Raw genomic sequence first — 18,738 nt, forward strand, 5'->3', positions numbered from 1 at the left:
GTCGAATTGTTCAGCGGCCGGTGTCCCGGCCAAAAGAATTTGTACACGCTTGGTAAACTGACGGCACCGAACCTAACAAATGACCCGCCTGCTCCAACTTGCTGACAATCGACTTTCTGACGTTGCGGAGATACCAGTGATCACAGTCCTTGCCGTGCACTTTGCGGTGGCTGCTGTGGCCCCGCTGCTGTTCCGAAAGTTTGGCAGGAATTCGTTCTTTGCCCTGGCCGCGGTCCCCGCGGCCTCCTTTATCTGGCTGCTGCTGCAGCACGACGAAGTCTATTCAGGCACAGTCTATTCAGGTTCTGACGGGGCGATTACCGAAGTCATCCCCTGGATTCCCGGCTTGCAGCTCGAACTCGCGTTCCGGATGGATGCCCTGGCCTGGATCATGTCCCTGCTGGTGCTGGGGGTGGGTGCGCTGGTGCTGGTCTATTGCGCCCGCTACTTCAAGGACAAGGACGACTACCTCGGCGGTTTCGGCGCCCAGCTCCTGGCCTTTGCCGGGGCGATGTTCGGCCTCGTTACCGCTGATGACCTTCTGCTGCTGTTCATCTTCTGGGAACTGACCACGGTGCTGTCCTACCTGCTGATCGGCTACGCCCGCACCCGGCTGTCCGCGCGGCGCTCGGCGTTGCAGGCACTCGTGGTGACCACCGCCGGCGGCCTGGCCATGCTCGTGGGGCTCATCATGCTCGGTTCGACGGCCGGAACCTACCGGATCCAGGCCATCATGGACCTGGCTCCCGCCCTGGTCGCCGGCCCCGCAGGCGGGGTCGTGAACGCCGCCGTCGTCCTCATCCTGATCGGTGCGATCACCAAATCCGCCCTGGTGCCGTTCCACTTCTGGCTCCCCGGCGCAATGGCTGCCCCCACCCCCGTGAGCGCCTACCTGCACGCCGCGGCCATGGTGAAGGCCGGGATCTACCTTGTGGCCCGGCTGGCCCCCGGATTCGCGGACACCGCGGCGTGGCTGCCGATCGTGCTCGGCCTGGGCCTGGCCACCATGCTGGTGGGCGGCTACCGGGCCCTCCGGCAGACAGACATCAAGCTCATCCTCGCCTACGGCACCGTGAGCCAGCTGGGCTTCATGACCATGGTGGTGGGCCTCGGCACTCCCGACGCGGCACTCGCCGGAATAGCCCTGCTCCTGGCGCACGGGCTGTTCAAGGCCACACTCTTCCTGGTGGTGGGCATCATCGACCACCAGTCCGGGACCCGGGACATCCGCGAGCTCTCCGGCGTCTACGGATCGGCCAGGGCACTGGCGGTCGTCGCGGCGATCGGCGCGGCCTCGATGGCTGGCGTGCCCCCGCTGGCCGGCTTCGTCGCCAAGGAATCGGTGTTCGAGGCCTTCCTCCAGTACAAGTCGGAGACCGGGACCGGACCCTGGCTCCTGGCCGGTGTGGTCCTGGGCTCCATCCTGACCTTCGCCTACAGCGCCCGGTTCATGTGGGGAGCCTTCGCCCTCAAACCCGGCGTGGAGCCCACGGCCTTCAAGCCGGTCAAACCGGCGTTCCTCGCCGCACCGGCGATCCTGAGCCTCCTCACAATCCTTTACGGGCTGTGGCCTGCCCCCGTTGACGCCTGGATCCAGCCCTACGCGGAGCTTTTTGTGCACGGCTCCGAGGCCCCGCCCGGGCACCTGGCGCTGTGGCACGGCATCACCCCGGCCCTGGGCCTGACCGCAGTGACGTTCGTCCTGGGCCTGGCGATGTTCTACGGCCGCAACGCCGTGGCCCGGCTGCAGGCGCTGGTGCCGGGCTGGATCGACAGCGACCGTGCCTACCAGCAGACGATCGGCGCCCTGGACGACACCGCGGTATGGATCACCGGCCGGACCCAGCGAGGTTCGCTCTTCTTCTACCTGTCCGTCATCCTGACCGTGGCGTTCGTCCTGCCGCTGACGGCGCTGCTGCTGGCCAACAAACCGCTGCCGCCCGGTCTCTATGTCATCGATCCCGGCTCGCCGCTGCAGTTGGTGGCCGGCGCCGGAATCGTGATCGGGGCGCTGGCCGCGGTGCGCGCCAACAAACGGTTCCTGGCCGTCCTGATGGTGTCCGTTACCGGCTACGGGATTGCCATGATGTTCGCCCTGCAGGGAGCCCCGGACCTCGCCCTGACCCAGATGCTGGTCGAAACCATGATCCTGGTGGCGTTCGTGCTGGCCATGCGGAGCCTTCCGCCGGGGCTGCGTGACCGCACCGGCGGCAAGTACCGGGTCATCCGCGTGGTGATCGGCCTGGCATTCGGCGTCACCATGATTTTCGTGGCCATCCACGCCCTCGGCGCCCGGGTGGCGCCGCCGGTCTCCCTGCAGTTCCCGCAACTGGCCTATGAGGGCGGCGGCGGCCTCAACGTCGTCAACGTGACCCTGGTGGACATCCGGGCCTGGGACACCTTTGGCGAGATCTCTGTCCTGGCCCTGGCCGCCACCGGCGTGGCAAGCCTCATCTTCGTTCGCGGCCGCGGCGACCGCATCCGGACATCCGCGAGCGTCGCGGAAGGGACCGTGGGCCGGCGGACCGGGGCCAGGGGCAGCACCAGGGAAGACGCCGCCCTGGCGATGAACCGGCGGTTCGCTGCCGCCACTCGCGACGCCTGGCTGGTGGCCGGCCGGACCCTGGCACCCGAACGCCGCTCGATCATTTTCGAGGTGGTCACGCGCCTCATCTTCCACTCGATGATCGTGTTCTCCATCTATCTGCTCCTCGCCGGCCACAACCTGCCCGGCGGCGGCTTCGCCGGCGGCCTCACGGCCGGCCTCGCCCTGACCATCCGCTACCTGGCCGGCGGCCGCTTCGAACTGCGCGAAGCGACACCCGTCGGCGCCGGCACCCTGCTGGGGATCGGACTGGCCACGGCGGCTGCCGCCGGAATGACGCCGCTGCTGCTGGGCGGCGAAGTGTTCCAGAGCGCCATCGTGGAGCTGTGGCTGCCCGTCTTCGGCGACATCAAGTTCGTCACCTCGACCATTTTCGACATCGGTGTCTACGTCGTTGTCGTCGGACTGGCCCTGGATGTGCTGCGCAGCCTCGGCGCGGAGATCGACGAGCACTTCGAAGAGCAACCCGAGACGACCGAAGAGGGGGCCGCCGAAGACCAGGACAGCGGAGGATTCCCGGGCGGGGTCCCCGCCGGGTCCGCCGCCGGGTCCGCCGACGCGGAAACCACTGCCAAGGGGAGAACATGAGCGTCAACCTGACCCTGCTGACGGTCATGGGCGCCCTCTACGCCTGTGGCATCTACCTGCTCCTTGAACGCAGCCTCACCCGGGTCCTGCTGGGCCTCATGCTGCTGGCCAACGCCACGAACCTGCTGATCCTCGCCACCGGCGGCTACGCCGGGCTGGCGCCGCTCTTCGACAAGGACACCGCGGCGGGGGACTACAACGACCCCCTGCCGCAGGCCCTGATCCTGACCTCGATCGTGATCTCCTTCGCCGTCACGGCGTTCATGCTGGGCATCATCTACCGCACCTGGGTCCTGGCCCGCCAGGATGAAATCCAGGACGACGCCGAGGACCGCCGCGTCGCGGAAACGCCGAGCTTCGATGCCGAGGATGACTCCGTGATCCCGGTCGAGACGTCGGAGTTCCCGCTGGCCACGGTCATGTCCGGTGACCGCGCCGTGCGGGCCGACAAGGCCGCCTCTGAAGAACAGCCCGGCTCCCTCAACGTTGACCCCAGCCCGGAAGGAGGCGGAGAGTGAACATCACCAGCCTTGCCCCGCTCGCCGTCGTACTCCCCATCCTGGGCGCCGCCCTGACCTTCCTGCTCATCCATCACCCCCGGGTCCAGCGCGCGGTCAGCATCGCCGTGCTGACGCTGACACTGCTGCTGGAATGCTGGCTGCTGGCCTCCGTCTGGGATGGCGGGACGGCCGCGGTGAACATCGGCGGCTGGCTGCCGCCCTGGGGCGTCGTGCTGGTGGTGGACCAGTTCTCCTCCCTCATGCTCGTGGTGTCCTCGGCCGTGAGCCTTGCGGTGCTGATCTACGCAACGGGACAGGGCATGGCCGACGGCGACCGCGACGCGCCGGTCTCGATCTTCCACCCGACCTACCTGATCCTCGTGGCCGGGGTGTCCAACGCCTTCCTCACCGGAGACCTCTTCAACCTCTACGTCGGCTTCGAGATCCTGCTGACGGCCAGCTACGTGCTCATCACCCTCGGCGGGACAGGCCCGCGCATCCGGGCCGGCGTGACCTACGTGGTGGTCTCCGTCGTGTCCTCAGTGCTGTTCCTGATCGCGATCGCCATGATCTACGGCGCCACCGGAACTATCAACATGGCGGACCTCGCCATCAAGCTCGGCGACCTCGACCAGGGCACCCGGACGCTGCTGCACGTCATGCTGCTGGTGGCCTTCGGCATCAAGGCCGCCGTCTTCCCGCTGTCCTTCTGGCTCCCTGACTCCTACCCCACCGCCCCGGCCCCGGTCACCGCGGTGTTTGCCGGGCTGCTGACCAAGGTGGGCGTCTATGCGATGGTCCGCACGGAAACGCTGCTTTTCCCGGGGGATGCGCTCAACGCCCCGCTCATGGTCGCGGCGCTGCTGACCATGGTGGTGGGCATCCTCGGCGCCCTGGCCCAAAGTGACATCAAGAGGCTCCTGTCCTTCACCCTGGTCAGCCATATTGGCTACATGGTGTTCGGCCTGGCCATGTCCACCGTGGCCGGCCTGGGCGCCGCGGTGTTCTATGTGGCCCACCACATCACTGTCCAGACCAGCCTGTTCCTGGTGACCGGCCTGATTGAACGCCGTGGCGGCAGCTCGTCCATGGACCGTGTGGCGGGACTGGCCAAGCTCTCCCCGGTCTTGGGGGTCCTGTTCTTCATTCCCGCCATGAACCTCGCCGGAATCCCGCCGTTCTCGGGTTTCCTGGGCAAGTTGGGGCTGCTTCAGGCAGGCGTGGAACTGGGGACGCCGCTGGCCTACGCCCTGGTGATCGGCGGCGTGCTGACGAGCCTGCTGACCCTGTTGGCGATCGCGAGGGTCTGGAACCGGGCGTTCTGGCGCAAGCCCGGGGACGCCGAACACCCGGATCCGGTGCTCCTGGCAGCGCCGGCCGACTCCGCCACGGGTGACCGGGCCGGCAAGACGAATGTGACCCTGCTGCCCCGCACCATGGTGGGCTCCACCCTGGGCCTGGTGGTCTTTGGCGTGGCCCTGACGGTCTTTGCCGGGCCGCTGTTCAGGGTGGCCGACCAGTCCGCCCAGGAGATGCTGGACCGGACCTCCTATATCCAGGCCGTGCTCGGCCCGGACGCGCCCGTGCCGCCGGTGCCTCCGTCGCTCCATCCGGCGCAGGTCCGGGAGGGCGGCGGGAAATGAACCGGAAAAGGATCTCGCTGCGCCAGGAACTGCCGCTGCTGGTCTGGCTCGTCTTTGTCTGGGGCGCGCTCTGGCAGAACTTCAGCCCGGGCAATCTTCTCTTCGGCGCCCTCATCGCGGTGCTCGTGGCGCGCATTTTCTATCTGCCCCCGGTGGAACTCGGCGGCCGCTTCAACGTGCTCCGCGCCGTGCCGTTCGCCCTCATCTTCCTCGGAAAAGTCGTCGCGGCAAGCTTCCAGGTCCTGTACCTGGCCGTGGTCCGCGGCCCCAACGTGGTCAGCGCGGTCGTAGCCGTGCCGCTCCGCAGCCATTCGGACCTCCTGGTCACGGCCACGGGGCACGTGATCTCGCTGATTCCCGGGTCCCTCGTGGTGGAGGTGGACAGGTCGACGTCCACGCTCTACATCCACGGCATCAACGTCCGCAATGCCGAGGACGCGGCCAAGCTGCGCAAAGAGGTCCGGGACACCGAGGCCGGGCTGATCCGGATCATGGGGACCAAAGCCGAACTTTCCGCCCTGACACTGGAGACCGCCGCATGATGCAGACCGTCCTGACGGTGACCGCCGTCGTACTGTCCCTGGCCGCCGCGGGGGCGATCGTCCGGATCGCGCGGGGGCCCTCGCTGCTGGACCGGGTTCTGGCCGCCGACGTGCTGCTGGCCATCTTCGGCGCGGCCCTGTGCATCGACATGGCCGCCAACCGGCACCTGAACAACCTGATGCTGCTCGTTGCGATTTCCCTGATCGGCTTCGTCGGCTCGGTCACCGTCGCCCGGTTCGTGGCCGACAGGCGGGAGGGCGTCCGTGAATCCTGACACAGTGATCGACGCCGTTTCCGCCGTGTTCATGGTGACCGGAGCCCTGATGTCCCTCGCGGCCGCCATCGGGCTGCTGCGCTTTCCGGACCTCATGAGCAGGATGCACGCGGCCACCAAACCGCAGGTCCTCGGCCTGTTCCTGCTGCTGGCGGCCCTCGGCCTGCAGATGCGGACCTGGTCGGTGTGGCCCGTCCTGCTGGTGGCCTGGCTCTTCCAGCTGCTCACCGTCCCCGTGTCCGCCCATATGGTGGGCCGGGCCGGCTACCGGACCAAGCACCTGCACCCGGAGCTGCTGAGCTCCGACGAGCTCGAGGCGGTAGTCCAGAAGGCCGCCCAGCAGGCGGCCACGCACGGGGCGGACGACGACGACCGCTGAGCCCCCGACCGGGCCCGGCGGACCCGGCCGGCACGTCGACGGACGCGGCCGGGGCCTTCGACTGCCGCAGCGGGCGCCGCGGCTGGTCGGGTCAGGTCAGACGACGTCCTGGGTCTTGGCGAAGCGGGTGATCGCGCGCTGGGTGCCGCGGTTGGCGAGCACCTGGATGATGGCGCTGACCGATGCGGAGATCAGGGCGAACGTCAGGGCCGAACGCAGGGTGGTGGGGACGTCGTCCTCCTGGCCCTTGGGCGGCTTGTTGCCCGTGGACTTTTCCCACAAGGTGTCCACCAGCTTGGTGCCGGCAAAGCCGGCCAGGAGGCTGACGCCGGTGCCGAGCAGCTTGATGAGGATGTTCATTCTTCGGTCTCCTTGGGACGGGAACGGTTTTCCCCTAGCCTAGCGTTCCGGGGTGAGGACCATCCGCAGGGCCTCGACCACGAGTTCGTGATCCGCCTTCTGGGGCAGGCCGGAGACGGTGACGACGGCGACGGCGCCCGTGCCGCGCACGTAAATGGGGAACGCCCCGCCGTGGGCGGCGAACTCCGACTGATCCCACCAGGCGTTGTCCTCGATCCTTCCGCCGGCGGCGCGGGCCCGGAGGCCGACCAGCAGGGACGGGACCTCGTACCGCATGGCGGTGCGCTTCTTGGCGTTGATCCAGCGCTCATTGTCCGGTGTGGCGCCGTCCAGTGCGGCGTGGAAGAGCACCTGCTGGCCTTTGGTGATGTCGACGGCGATGGGCAGCGAGCGTTGCCTGCCCAGCTCGACAAGGAGGAGCCCGAGGTCCAGGGCGTCATCCTTGCTGAACGACGCGAACTGGAGCGCCTCTATCTCGGCCAGCACGCGGCCGATGAGCGCCGCCAGGGAACCCTGCGGCTGCGGCTCGCTGGAGTCGGGATCGTATTCCCCGGAGGGATCTTGGGTGACAGGTGTGTGCGACAAAATATTCCAGCTTTCCGGTGGGTGACGAGGCCGCCCGCTGGCGGGTCCGGGGGTCCGGCACGACGACTCTACCAAGAGGGTTTTCCGGGCCGCCGGGACTGCCGCCGTCCGCTCCGCGATTGTGACGGCACACCACTGAAAACCCGGCCGTCCGGGTGTAAACTGAGCCAGCCCACAAGGGCGAAAATAATTACGACAGGGGAGCGCCGCCGTCGGGCATCGCCGGAACAATCCGGGGAAACCTTTGGTGGGCGCTGAGAGTGCGGACAGCCGCAGACCCTCGAACCTGATCCGGTTAGTACCGGCGCAAGGGAGTCGAGTTCTCAGGGTGCGCGGAGGGCGGCGGAAGCCGAGACCGGCCGGCGCACCCTCCCCTCCTGTTCCTCAGGAGGACGACATGACAGATATTTCAGCACAGCATGGTTCCGCCAGCCGTTCATCCGCCCGGCGCAACTACAGCTGGCGTGTGGTGGACATTGTGGTGGCCGCGTTGATCGCTGTTGCCGGCGGCGTCATTTTCTGGGCCTGGTCCCAGGGCGCGAACCTGATCTCGACTCCGGTCAACGCGGTCTACCCGCCGTTGAGCGGACTCTACGCCGGCGGCTGGATGATCCCGGCGGTGCTGGGCATGCTCATCATCCGCAAGCCGGGCGCCGCGCTCTTCTGCGAAACCGTCGCGGCCACCGGCGAGCTCATCATGGGTTCGCAGTACGGCACCACGGTGCTGATCTCCGGCATCCTGCAGGGCCTCGGCGCCGAACTGGTCTTCGCGGCCTTCCTCTACAAGAAGTTCAACCTGCCCGTCTCCGTGCTGGCCGGCGCCGGCGCGGGCCTCTTCTGCGGCCTGAACGATTCCTTCCTGCCGTGGGGCTGGAACATCGCCTACGAAGCCGGCGACAAGCTCGCCTACATCGTCTTCACCACGATCTCCGGCGCAGTGATTGCCGGCGGACTGGCCTGGCTCGCCACCCGCGGCCTGGCGAAGACCGGAGTGCTGGGCTCCTTTGCCTCCCGCAAGGCCGCCACGGAGCCCGTCTTTTCCTGAGCCCCGTCGCTGAATCCTGCAGAGAATCATGAGATCTTCACCGGGCGTCCGGCCGGCCGCCGTCACGGCCCGCGGCTGGGGCTGGCGGCATGCCGGACGGACCAGGCCCGCGGTCAGCGGCCTTGACCTGGACATCCGGCCGGGGGAGCGCGTGCTCCTGCTGGGGCCCTCCGGCGCCGGCAAGTCGACGCTGCTCCACGCCCTGGCCGGCGTGCTGGGCGACGGCGCCTCCGGCGACCCCGGCGGCTCCGGCGCCTCCGGCGAAGCCGAAGATGCAGACGAGACCGGCAGCCTCCTGATCGACGGCGCCGCGCCACGGGCGCAGCGCGGCCGCGCCGGGCTGGTGCAGCAGGACCCGGAAACGCAGGTGGTGCTCTCCCGCCTCGGCGACGACGTCGCCTTCGGGGCGGAGAACCTCGCCGTCCCGGCGGCGGAGATCTGGCCGCGCGTGCGCGAGGCCCTCGACGACGTCGGGCTGGGACGGCTGCCGCTGGACCACCCGACGGCGGCCCTCTCCGGCGGACAAAAGCAACGGCTCGCGCTCGCCGGGATCCTCGCGATGCGGCCAGGGCTGCTGCTGCTCGACGAGCCGACCGCCAACCTCGACCCCGCGGGCGTCCTGGAGGTCCGCGACGCCGTGGGCCGCTGCCTGGACAAGACGGGCGCCACTCTGGTGGTTGTGGAGCACCGGGTGGGGGTCTGGAAAGACCTGGTGGATAGGATCGTGGTGCTGCAGCCAGGGTCCGCCACGGACTCGGCGGTCTTGATTGACGGACCGCCGGACCGGGTCCTGGCCGAGGCGCGGGACATGCTCATCGGTGCCGGCGTCTGGGTGCCGGGCTACGTCCCGGCGACGCGGATGCGGACACCGGCGCGGGGCGCGGGACAGACTCTGCTCACGGCCGACGCGCTCGCGGTGTCCCGCGAACGGCCGCGGCGGGCCGGGCTGCGCGACGGCTTCCGCACCATCGCGCCGCGTCCGGTCCAGTCCGGGCTCTCCGTCCGGGTCCGCGCCGGCGAGGCGCTGACCATCACCGGCCAGAACGGCACGGGAAAGTCCACCCTGGCGCTGACACTGGCCGGTCTCCTGCGGCCCGTCGCGGGAACAGTCTCGGCCACGGCGGAGCTGAGCAGTCCCGCCACCGGTCACTCCAGTGGTCGCTCCAGTGGCCGCGTACGCGACAGCGCCGGACCCGATCCCTACCGGTGGAAGGCCCAGCAGCTGATCGCCAGGATCGGAACCGTCTTCCAAGAACCCGAGCACCAGTTCGTCACCGGCAAGGTCCTCGACGAGCTCATGTTCGGGCCGCGCCACCTCGGCTACGGCGAAGACCGCGTGGACGAACTGCTGGAGCGGCTGCGGCTGACGGAGCTTGTGGACGCCAACCCCTACACGCTCTCCGGCGGCGAGAAGCGGCGCCTTTCGGTAGCCACTGTGCTGGCGGCGCACCCCCAGGTGCTGGTCCTGGACGAGCCCACCTTCGGCCAGGATGCCAATACCTGGGCCGAACTCGCCTCGTTCCTCTCCGAGCTCCTCGACGCCGGCACCGCCGTCGTGTCCGTGACGCACGACGCCGAATTCAGCGCCGTCCTCGGTGGCGCCGAACTCCGCCTCCGGCCAAGGGAAAACGGAGCCGCGGACGCTCCCGGCCCGGATCTTCAGCTGCCGGAGGGGGCCTCGCCATGAGGGACGCACTGAGCCTGCGCGGCAACCATGCGCTGCTGACCCGAGCCAACCCGCTCGCCAAGTTCACGGCGGTCACCCTGATCACCCTGGTCCTGGCGCTCTCCATTGACTGGGTGTCGGCGTCGGTGGCGCTGGCGTTCGAACTGCTGCTCCTGCCGCTGGCGGGCCTGACTGTGGCCTTGCTGTGGCAGCGCGGCTGGCCGCTGATCCTCGCCGCGGCGCTGGGCGGCTGGAGCACGGCCATCCTGGCGCCCGATTCCGGACCCGTCCTGCTCGATGCGGGGATCTGGCCCATCAGCGCCGGTTCCCTGCAGCTGGGGATCGGCTTCATGCTCCGCGGGCTCGCGATCGCCTTGCCCGCGGTGCTGCTGATGAGCTGCACCGACCCCACGGACCTGGCCGACGCCCTGGCCCAGAACGCGAAACTGCCGCACCGGTTCGTCCTGGGCACCCTGGCCGCGATGCGGCTCGTCGGAATCATGGCCGAGCAATGGCAGACCATCGGCATGGCCCGGCGGGCCCGCGGCGTGGGCTCGAGCGGCAACCCCTATCAGCGGTTCCGAGCCACGCTGGGCCAGAGTTTCGGCCTGCTGGTGCAGGCGATCCGGAGCGCCTCGCGGCTCGCGGTGACCATGGAGGCCCGCGGGTTCGGCGGTGCCGCCCGGACCTGGGCCCGGCCCTCCACGTTCAGCGGACTCGATGCCTGGGTGCTGCTGGGCGGGCTCGGCATCGCGGCCGCCGCCGTCGCCGCGGCCCTCGGCGCGGGCACCTGGAACCTCGTCTTCCTCACCCGCCAGTAGACCGGCGCCGCCGGTTATCGCATGGGGTGGGTATCCGTGTGAGATTGACGCCATTCCGGCCGGAATTGCCGTGGTTTATAAATCATGCGTGATATTTTCGGGAGCATGACTCAACCGACTGCTGAACACGTAGGCATCCTGCTCCGCGAGGCGCGCGGCGCCAAGGGCTGGACCCAGGGGCAACTCGCCGCCGAGCTGGGCACCAGCCAGAGCGCCATCGCCCGGATGGAACAGGGCAAGCAGAACCTGAGCCTGAAGATGATCCAGCGTCTGGAGGCGATCGTCGGGCACAGCATCGTCAAGGTGGGCCGGCCCCAGATGACCCACCTGCGCGTCGAGGGCGGCCGCACCCTCGCCGGCGCGGTGGACGTCAACAGCAGCAAGAATGCCGGCGTCGCGCTGTTGTGCGCCAGCCTCATAAACCGCGGCACCACCACGCTGCGCAGGCTTGCCCGGATCGAGGAAGTCAACCGGATCGTGGAGGTGCTGACCAGCATCGGCGTCGAATGCACCTGGCTCAACGTGAACGACCTCCAGATCCGCCGCCCCGCCGTCCTGGACCTGGCCTCCATGGATGTGGAGGCGGCCCGCCGGACCCGCAGCGTCATCATGCTCCTGGGCCCGCTGCTGGACGAGGCCGACACCTACCGGCTGCCCTACGCCGGCGGTTGCGACCTCGGCACCCGCACCGTGCAGCCGCACATGCAGGCACTGCACCAGTTCGGCCTTAGCGTGGAGGCGAAGTCCGGGTTCTACGCGGTGCAGGCGCCGCCGTCGGACGGTCACGACCGCTCCTTCGTGCTCAGCGAACGCGGCGACACCGTCACCGAGAACGCCATCATGGCCGCAGCCCACCGCCGTGGCACCACCATCATCCGCAATGCCAGCCCGAACTACATGGTGCAGGACCTGTGCTTCTACTTGCAGATGCTCGGCGTGGACATCGCCGGGGTTGGCACCACCACGCTGAAGATCACCGGCCGGCCGTCGATCGACGCCGACATCGAATACTTCCCGTCCGAGGACCCCATCGAGGCGATGAGCCTCATCACCGCCGGCATCGTGACGAACTCGGAAGTCACCATCCGCCGCGTCCCGATCGAATTCATGGAAATCGAACTCGCCACGCTCGAGCAGATGGGCCAGCGGCTCGAGGTTTCCGGGGAGTACTTTGCCCGCAACGGCCGAACCCGCCTGGTGGACGTCACCACCAAGCCTTCGGAGCTGCGGGCGCCGGAGGACAAGATCCACCCCATGCCCTTCCCCGGGCTGAACATCGACAACCTGCCCTTCTTCGCGGTGATCGCCGCCAACGCCCACGGCCAGACCATGATCCATGACTGGGTCTACGAGAACCGGGCCATCTACCTGACCGAGCTCAACAAGCTCGGCGCCCAGGTCCAGCTGCTCGATCCGCACCGCATTTACGTCAACGGGCCCAGCAAGTGGCGGGCGGCCGAGGTGGGCTGCCCGCCTGCCCTCCGCCCCGCCGCCTGCCTGCTGCTGGCCATGCTGGCGGCCCGTGGCGTCTCGGAGCTGCGGAACATCTATGTCATTGAACGCGGCTATGAGGACCTGGCCGAACGGCTGAACACCATCGGGGCGAAGATCGAGTATTTCCAAGACTGAGCCCCGCGTTGGTGTGGGGCGTTTCGGCGGATCCTGACGCACAATAGATTCATGCGCACCTTCGGCGTGGAGGAAGAACTGCTGATAGTGGACCCCGAATCGGGGATGCTGCTTGCCCTCGCTGACCTCATGCTGCCGAGTCTGGTGCCGCCGCAGCAGGAAGCCGCCAGGGTTCTCCCGGCACAGAAACCGGTCCACGAAGGCGCCGACTTCAGCTACGAGCTCAAGCTCGAGCAGATCGAGACCCAGACGCATCCGTGCCTGGAATACACGGAACTGCTCCGGCAGCTCAGGCGTGGCCGGTCCCTTGCGGACCAGGCCGCCCGGGCGCACGGCGGGCGCGTCGCGGCCATCGCCACGTCGCCCCAAGGCTCAGCCACCCACCTGACCCCGAATCCGCGCTATATGACCATGCAGCAGCGCTTCGGGCTCACCGTCCGGAACCAGCTGACCTGCGGCCTCCACGTCCACACCTTTGTGGAGTCCCCGGAGGAGGGCGTGGCGGTAATGGACCGGATCCGCGACAAGCTGGCCGTGCTGATAGCACTCAGCGCGAATTCCCCGTACTGGAACGGGGCCGAGACCGGATTCGAAAGCTACCGCACCCAGGCCTGGAACCGCTGGCCGGGCTCGGGTCCCACGATGATCTTCGGCAGCCTGCCCGTCTACCGCCGCGTGGTCACCCGGCTGGTCGAAAGCGGCGTCCTGATGGATGAGGGGATGGTCTATTTCGACGCACGGCTGGCCCGGCAGCATCCCACCGTGGAGATCCGGGTCGCGGATGTCTGCCTGCGGGCCGAGGATGCGGCCCTGATTGCCGTGCTGGTGCGCGCCCTCGTGGAGTCGGCCGCGCGGGAATGGAACGACGGCGTCGATCCCGCCCCGGTGCCCACGCTGCTGCTGCGGATGGCCGCCTGGCAGGCCAGCAATTGCGGACTGCGCGGGGAGCTCCTGGACTTCGGAACCTTCACCCCGGCCCCGGCCGCGGACGTGGTCAGGGCGCTCGTGGACTTCGTGGCCCCGGTGCTTGAGGAGCAGGGCGAGCTGGAACTGGCGCGCGAGGGCGTCGAACGGATTCTTGCAGAGGGCACCGGTTCCCAGCTGCAGCGCGGCCCGTTCCGGGCCGGCGGCCTGCCCGCCGTCGTCGAGCGGGCCATCGAACTGACCACCCAGGGGCCCGTCACCGAGGGGCCGGCAGACAATCGTTCGGTCCTGGGCCGGTTGCGCCCGGCCTGACCGGGAGCCCGCAACAGCTGCGGGTGCCGGACGCCAAAAGAAAATACGGCCGAAGAGGCGCCGCATTTATTGCCGAATGCTGATAGGGAATCACGGTTGTTTAATGATTGCCGCCCAGCCCTTTTCAGTTAACCGTTCCCGGCAGGGCGGCACGCCCCCGTTCGCCTTGCGAAAGCCTGATCCGGGTAGTCGAAACAAGAAATATGAGTACTACCTGTGACCGCCATTAATTCCATTCACTGAGGTTCGGGTATTGCCTACTCGGGCGCCCTGATAGGCCACTCGCCTTTACTGGAAGAGCAAGTTCAAGGTTTTCCGAAGGTTTCCAGAAGGTCTCACAATGTCACGTAACACGCCGGGGGGCGGTTGTGCTGTGCCACATATGCGCTGGTCAACGTCCTGCAATGCTCGCACAGCCCGCAGTGGCTGCACCTTTCGCCGACGCGGCACCCTGCCAAGGGTGCCGCGAACCGATTCAGAAAATTGCCCCTCCCACTTCCCAAAGCCAGGTTCACTTATGCGCCCGGCCCTGAAGATCAAATCCGGCCCGGCACTGGGGTGCCGAACAACATAGGAATTGAATTCATATGGTCTCGATTTATGTCTTGCTCATCGTTTTCCTGATTACTTTTGTGGCCGCCGCCGCCCTTGGCCGGTCCTGGTTCCACCGCCGCCTGCGCCGTCCCGAACTGCTTCGCAGGATTTGCCTTCTTGCCGGCTCAACGCTGCTGGTGGCAAATCTGGCCAGCGTTTTCCTCGATGCGCCCGAGTTGTGGCGGACTGCCGACCTCACGTTTACCCTTGGCGGGCTCGCGTCCCTGGGCGTTGCTTTGACGGCCCTTCGCACCGGGGGGCCCCCGGCCCCCCAGCCGCGCAGAGTTCTGGCCATCGGCGCCCACCCCGACGACCTTGAACTTGCTTGCGGCGGTACCCTGGCGAAGTTCGTAGACTCCGGACACGAGGTGCAGGGGCTCGTCATGAGCGATGGCACCCGTGGAGGGGATCCCCTGGAACGCTCCCTCGACGCGCGGCGCGGCGCGGCGTTCATGGGCCTGACCGGAATGACCCACTACAACTTCACAGACACGGACCTGTTCCGGCACAGCCAGGAAATGGTGGGTGTCATTGAAGCCGCCATCGCCCGCTACAACCCGGACATCATCCTCACGCATTCCAACCACGACCAGCACCAGGACCATCAGGCCGTCCACATGGCGACGCTGCGGGCCGCCCGCCAGCACCACTCAATCCTCTGCTATGAAAGCCCGTCGGCAACGCGGGACTTCAGCCCGAGCGTCTTCATTGACATCGACGACTACCTTGACGCCAAGGTCCAGGCCGTGAGGATGCACAGCGACCAGCTCGCCAAGCCGTATATGACGCCCGAGCGGGTCCGCGGCATCGCCTCGTTCCGCGGCGGGCAGGCGAGGCGCCGGGTCGCCGAAGCCTACGAACCCGTCCGTCTCCTGAGCACGGAAATGGAAAAGCTGTGATGCCCCGCGTGCTGGTCACCGGCGCCGGAGGCCCCGCGGGCCGCGCCGTAGCGGCCCAGCTGAAGTCCCGTGGCGTTCCCGTCCTGGGCACGGACATCCGCGAACTGCCCGCCGGGGCGGGCCTTACCGTCGTCCCGGTGCCCCCAGCCTCGGACCCGGACATGGTCTCGGCTCTGCGCCGGCTTGTCGTCCAGGAGGGCATCAACCTGGTCATCCCCACGGTGAGTGAGGAACTCCCGCAGCTTGCGGGGTACCGTGCCGCCTTCGGGACCGACGTCCGGGTCATCATCGGCGATCCCGGTCCGGTGGCTCTCGCCAACGACAAGCTCTTCACGGCCTGGCAGCTGCAGACCGCCGGGGTCCCCGTGCCGAGATTCGGCGTGCCCAGGGACTTCGCCAATGCCGGTGCCGCCATGGCCGCGCTCGGCGGCCCCATAGTTCTCAAACCGCGGGTCTCCCGCGGCGGACGCGGCGTGATGGTCATCGACGGCAGCAAACAGGTGGACTGGCACGGCCTGCCGGAAGGCCTGATTGTCCAGGAGTTCATCCCGGGCACCGAATACGGCCCGATGGTCTTCGGCACCCCGGCGCGCAACGGGGCCGCGCCGTTCGTCGTCGTCGTGGAGAAGACCGAACTGGCGCAGGGCAGCGTGGGCAACGCCGTGAGCACCCGCCGCGCCGAAGCCGGCGAGGCCACGGACGTCGGAAATCTGGCGATGGCGGCCGTCCGCTCGCTGGGCCTCACGGGCCCGGTCGACGTCGATGTCCGCCGGCGTGCCGACGGGACCCCGGTGGTCCTTGAAGTGAACGCACGGTTCGGCGCGAACAGCGGGCGGGCCCCGGAACTGCTCGACGCCGTGCTGGCGTCGTTTGCCCTTCCCTCCTTCAACCCGGCCTCCTTCAGGCAAAGCACAGGAGCGTACGCCCATGTCCTGGTTTAGTTCCGCCTCCGCATCAGCCGTCCCCGGGGCCGAGTACCTCCTGCTCCTCATCGGCCTGCCGATTCTGGTGTTCGGGCTCGTGAAGCTGCTCGTGCTGCCGCTGTCCGTCTGGTTTGAACTCCGTGCGGGGCGCCGCCGCCGCCGCGCAACGCCCACCCTGCTGGATGAGCGGCCCAGCGTGTCGATCATTGTCCCGGCTTTCAACGAGGCGACCGTCATCGAAAACTGCGTCCGCTCCATTCAGCTCACCCTGTACGACCGGTACGAGGTGGTGCTCGTGGATGACGGCTCCACTGACAACACGGCCGGGCTGATGCGCGCGCTCGCCGCGACGGATCCCCGGATCACGGTCCTGACCCAGGCCAATGCCGGCAAGGGGGCCGCCCTGAACCTGGGCATCCGCCACGCCACGGGCGAGGTCCTCATGTTTGTCGACGCTGACGGGATCTTCTCCCAGAACACCGTCAAGGGGATGCTCCAGGGTTTCACTGACCAGCGCACCGGAGCCGTGTGCGGCGACGACAGGCCGGTAAACCTGGACCGGGTCCAGACCCGGATGCTGGCCTTCATCAGCCATGTCGGCACCGGGATGGTCAGGCGCGCCCTGACCATGATCGGCTGCCTCCCGATCGTCTCCGGCAACATTGGGGCGTTCCCCCGCCGGATCCTGGAGGAGATCGGGCCGTTCCGCGAAGACACGGTAGGCGAGGACCTGGAACTCACCTGGCGGGTGCACAAGGCAGGCTACCGGGTGGTCTTCGCCCCGCGGGCGCTGGTCTATGCCGAGTCGCCGTCAACGGTCCGGGCGCTCTGGCGCCAGCGCGTCCGCTGGGCCCGCGGGCTGCTGCAGACCATGGGTGTGCACAAGCGCATGATCGGCAACCTCCGGCACGGACAGTTCGGCGCGTACCTGCTGTTCAACACCATCACCATGGTGGTGCTCCCGGTGCTCCAGATCCTGGTACTCGTGGATCTGGTCTTCCTCACGGCGCTGGGCCGCAGTCCGTTCGGCGCGGACGTCTGGGCAATCCTTGGCTGGGTGGGGCTGTTCATCACGTTGCTGCTCACGGTGTTTGCCCTGGCCATGAACAGGGCGTGGAAGGACCTGCGGCACGCCTGGGCGCTCCCGCTCATCCCCCTCTATTCCGTGTTTACGAGCCTGACCATGGTGACCGCGCTGGTGCAGGAACTCCGCGGCAAGGAGGCGCACTGGAACAAGCTGACGCGGACCGGGGTGGTCAGCGTCACCGCCCCGGCGGTGCGCCCGGACGTCAGCGTTTGAAACGCGGACCGGCTGCCTTCCCTGCCCTTGCGCTCCTGTCGGTGCTGGCGCTTGCCGCCACTGGGTGCGGCGGCCCGCAGGGACCCACGGCGCCCGCCGCGGAGCGCACTGTCGGCGTCGGCTACGAAACTGTGGTCGACGCCGCCTCGACGCTGCCGGAACTGGCCAGACGGCTCGATGAGGTCAACGCCAACAGCGTCACCATCAGCGTGGGGCGGCTGGACTGGACGGCGTTCCCTTGGGACGCCCACCCCGAGGTGGAGGCCGTCCCGGGCCGTGACCACGTCGCCGAAGCGGTCAAGGCGCTGGGGACCGGCGGTGATGGCAGGAAACGCAGGATCACACTGACCATCGACCTGCTGATCCCCGGCTGGATCCGCACCAACCCGGGCCTGGCCGGCATCAACTTCGACGGCACCCGCTCCACGGAGTTCGCCAGCGTCAGCGCACTCACGACGGGACCCGTCGGGGAGCGGCTGGTCGCCTTCGTGGCCGAGGTGACCAGGCGGTACCAGCCGGACGCCGTGGCCTTGACGGAACTGATGTTCGATAACAACACCTACGGCGGCGACGACCGCGACTCCTACCGGCTGGCCAGCGGCGGGACGGACTGGCCGCGGCTCGCGAACGGGGCCATCGACGTCGAACACCCCGGCCTCGGGGCCTGGCGGTCGAAGGCGGTGGCAGCCATCGTGGCCAAGGCGGCGGCGGCCGCGCACGCGAACGGCGCCACGCTCGACATGGACGTCCGGGCGCCGTGGCACGATCCCGCCGCCGACCGGCCGGAGAGCGGCCATGACTACGGGCTGCTCGCCGCGGCCGCGGACCGGCTGGTCTTGTGGGACTACTTCGGGCTCAACGACGCCGCTCCGGCCTACTCCGCCGAGCTGGCCGCGGCCATGGCCAAGCGGTCCGGGAAGTTCGCCATCTCGGTCGGGATGTGGGCCCAGGACGGGCGCATCTCCGCCGCGGACCTGGCGGCCGGGCTGGAGGCGTCTGTCTCCGGCGGGGCGGCCGCCGTCGCCGTCACACCATCCAGCATGCTCGACGACGCCGCCTGGCGGGCGCTCAAGGCGGCCTGGGCCTGAGCGGCCATGGCCCCGGACCTGCTTGAGGGCCTGGACCTGCTTGAGGGCCTGGACCTGCTT

Annotated in this window: 17 protein-coding genes and 1 riboswitch; of the genes, 15 read left to right on the top strand and 2 right to left on the bottom strand. The window is 68.4% G+C overall.

Annotation, left to right across the window (positions count from 1 at the left end):
* The first annotated feature begins 136 nt into the window (after nt 1-136).
* From ARTB_RS11575 to mnhG, 6 genes are read left to right on the top strand one after another with little or no spacing between them, the layout of a single operon-like run.
* Nucleotides 137-3,193, top strand: a complete 3,057-nt coding sequence (locus ARTB_RS11575; RefSeq protein ID WP_243180566.1) for a Na+/H+ antiporter subunit A — start codon at nt 137-139, stop codon at nt 3,191-3,193.
* Complete coding sequence (locus ARTB_RS11580) at nt 3,190-3,711, top strand: Na(+)/H(+) antiporter subunit C (RefSeq protein ID WP_028275385.1); 522 nt, start codon at nt 3,190-3,192, stop codon at nt 3,709-3,711. Before ARTB_RS11575 ends, ARTB_RS11580 begins: the two co-directional genes overlap by 4 nt.
* Nucleotides 3,708-5,336: a Na+/H+ antiporter subunit D gene (locus ARTB_RS11585; protein ID WP_028275386.1), complete on the top strand. Its 1,629-nt coding sequence runs from the start codon at nt 3,708-3,710 to the stop codon at nt 5,334-5,336. The genes ARTB_RS11580 and ARTB_RS11585 overlap by 4 nt, the downstream gene beginning before the upstream one ends.
* A complete protein-coding gene (locus tag ARTB_RS11590; protein WP_243180567.1) occupies nt 5,333-5,878 on the top strand; it encodes a Na+/H+ antiporter subunit E in 546 nt (181 codons plus the stop codon). The genes ARTB_RS11585 and ARTB_RS11590 overlap by 4 nt, the downstream gene beginning before the upstream one ends.
* A complete protein-coding gene (locus tag ARTB_RS11595; protein ID WP_018774043.1) occupies nt 5,875-6,153 on the top strand; it encodes a monovalent cation/H+ antiporter complex subunit F in 279 nt (92 codons plus the stop codon). The genes ARTB_RS11590 and ARTB_RS11595 overlap by 4 nt, the downstream gene beginning before the upstream one ends.
* Entirely contained in the window at nt 6,143-6,532 is a 390-nt protein-coding gene (gene mnhG, locus ARTB_RS11600; RefSeq protein WP_275450871.1) for a monovalent cation/H(+) antiporter subunit G, read from the top strand. Before ARTB_RS11595 ends, mnhG begins: the two co-directional genes overlap by 11 nt.
* Before the next feature lie 96 nt (nt 6,533-6,628).
* On the opposite strand, the gene ARTB_RS11605 is transcribed toward mnhG, so the two are convergent.
* Together ARTB_RS11605 and ARTB_RS11610 are read right to left on the bottom strand one after the other, a co-directional pair.
* On the bottom strand, nt 6,629-6,892 hold the full coding sequence (locus tag ARTB_RS11605; protein WP_028275389.1) for a DUF4235 domain-containing protein: 264 nt from the start codon (nt 6,890-6,892) through the stop codon (nt 6,629-6,631).
* Between the two features lie 39 nt (nt 6,893-6,931).
* Nucleotides 6,932-7,477, bottom strand: coding sequence for a heme-degrading domain-containing protein (locus ARTB_RS11610; protein WP_028275390.1), 546 nt, complete (start codon nt 7,475-7,477; stop codon nt 6,932-6,934).
* Between the two features lie 187 nt (nt 7,478-7,664).
* Nucleotides 7,665-7,808: riboswitch (TPP riboswitch) on the top strand.
* Between the two features lie 66 nt (nt 7,809-7,874).
* On the opposite strand from ARTB_RS11610, the gene ARTB_RS11615 reads away from it, so the two are divergent.
* From ARTB_RS11615 to ARTB_RS11655, 9 genes are all read left to right on the top strand, one after another.
* Nucleotides 7,875-8,522: an ECF transporter S component gene (locus ARTB_RS11615; protein WP_028275391.1), complete on the top strand. Its 648-nt coding sequence runs from the start codon at nt 7,875-7,877 to the stop codon at nt 8,520-8,522.
* Between the two features lie 28 nt (nt 8,523-8,550).
* Complete coding sequence (locus tag ARTB_RS11620; RefSeq protein ID WP_243180568.1) at nt 8,551-10,209, top strand: ABC transporter ATP-binding protein; 1,659 nt, start codon at nt 8,551-8,553, stop codon at nt 10,207-10,209.
* Nucleotides 10,206-11,009 carry an energy-coupling factor transporter transmembrane component T family protein gene (locus ARTB_RS11625; RefSeq protein WP_243180569.1) on the top strand — a complete coding sequence of 268 codons (804 nt, stop codon included), beginning with the start codon at nt 10,206-10,208 and terminating at the stop codon, nt 11,007-11,009. The genes ARTB_RS11620 and ARTB_RS11625 overlap by 4 nt, the downstream gene beginning before the upstream one ends.
* A gap of 105 nt (nt 11,010-11,114) precedes the next feature.
* Nucleotides 11,115-12,638 carry a UDP-N-acetylglucosamine 1-carboxyvinyltransferase gene (locus tag ARTB_RS11630; RefSeq protein ID WP_243180570.1) on the top strand — a complete coding sequence of 508 codons (1,524 nt, stop codon included), beginning with the start codon at nt 11,115-11,117 and terminating at the stop codon, nt 12,636-12,638.
* A 51-nt stretch (nt 12,639-12,689) separates the two neighbouring features.
* Nucleotides 12,690-13,874, top strand: a complete 1,185-nt coding sequence (locus ARTB_RS11635; protein WP_243180571.1) for a glutamate--cysteine ligase 2 — start codon at nt 12,690-12,692, stop codon at nt 13,872-13,874.
* A gap of 587 nt (nt 13,875-14,461) precedes the next feature.
* Nucleotides 14,462-15,367, top strand: a complete 906-nt coding sequence (locus ARTB_RS11640) for a PIG-L deacetylase family protein (protein WP_243180572.1) — start codon at nt 14,462-14,464, stop codon at nt 15,365-15,367.
* Nucleotides 15,367-16,308, top strand: a complete 942-nt coding sequence (locus tag ARTB_RS11645; RefSeq protein WP_243180897.1) for an ATP-grasp domain-containing protein — start codon at nt 15,367-15,369, stop codon at nt 16,306-16,308. The genes ARTB_RS11640 and ARTB_RS11645 overlap by 1 nt, the downstream gene beginning before the upstream one ends.
* Nucleotides 16,295-17,590, top strand: coding sequence for a glycosyltransferase (locus ARTB_RS11650; RefSeq protein ID WP_243180573.1), 1,296 nt, complete (start codon nt 16,295-16,297; stop codon nt 17,588-17,590). Before ARTB_RS11645 ends, ARTB_RS11650 begins: the two co-directional genes overlap by 14 nt.
* Nucleotides 17,587-18,678, top strand: coding sequence for a hypothetical protein (locus tag ARTB_RS11655; RefSeq protein WP_243180574.1), 1,092 nt, complete (start codon nt 17,587-17,589; stop codon nt 18,676-18,678). The genes ARTB_RS11650 and ARTB_RS11655 overlap by 4 nt, the downstream gene beginning before the upstream one ends.
* The last annotated feature ends 60 nt before the right edge of the window (nt 18,679-18,738 follow it).

It is taken from the genome of Arthrobacter humicola (genome assembly GCF_022803015.1).
In the GTDB taxonomy this organism is placed as follows: domain Bacteria; phylum Actinomycetota; class Actinomycetes; order Actinomycetales; family Micrococcaceae; genus Arthrobacter; species Arthrobacter humicola_A.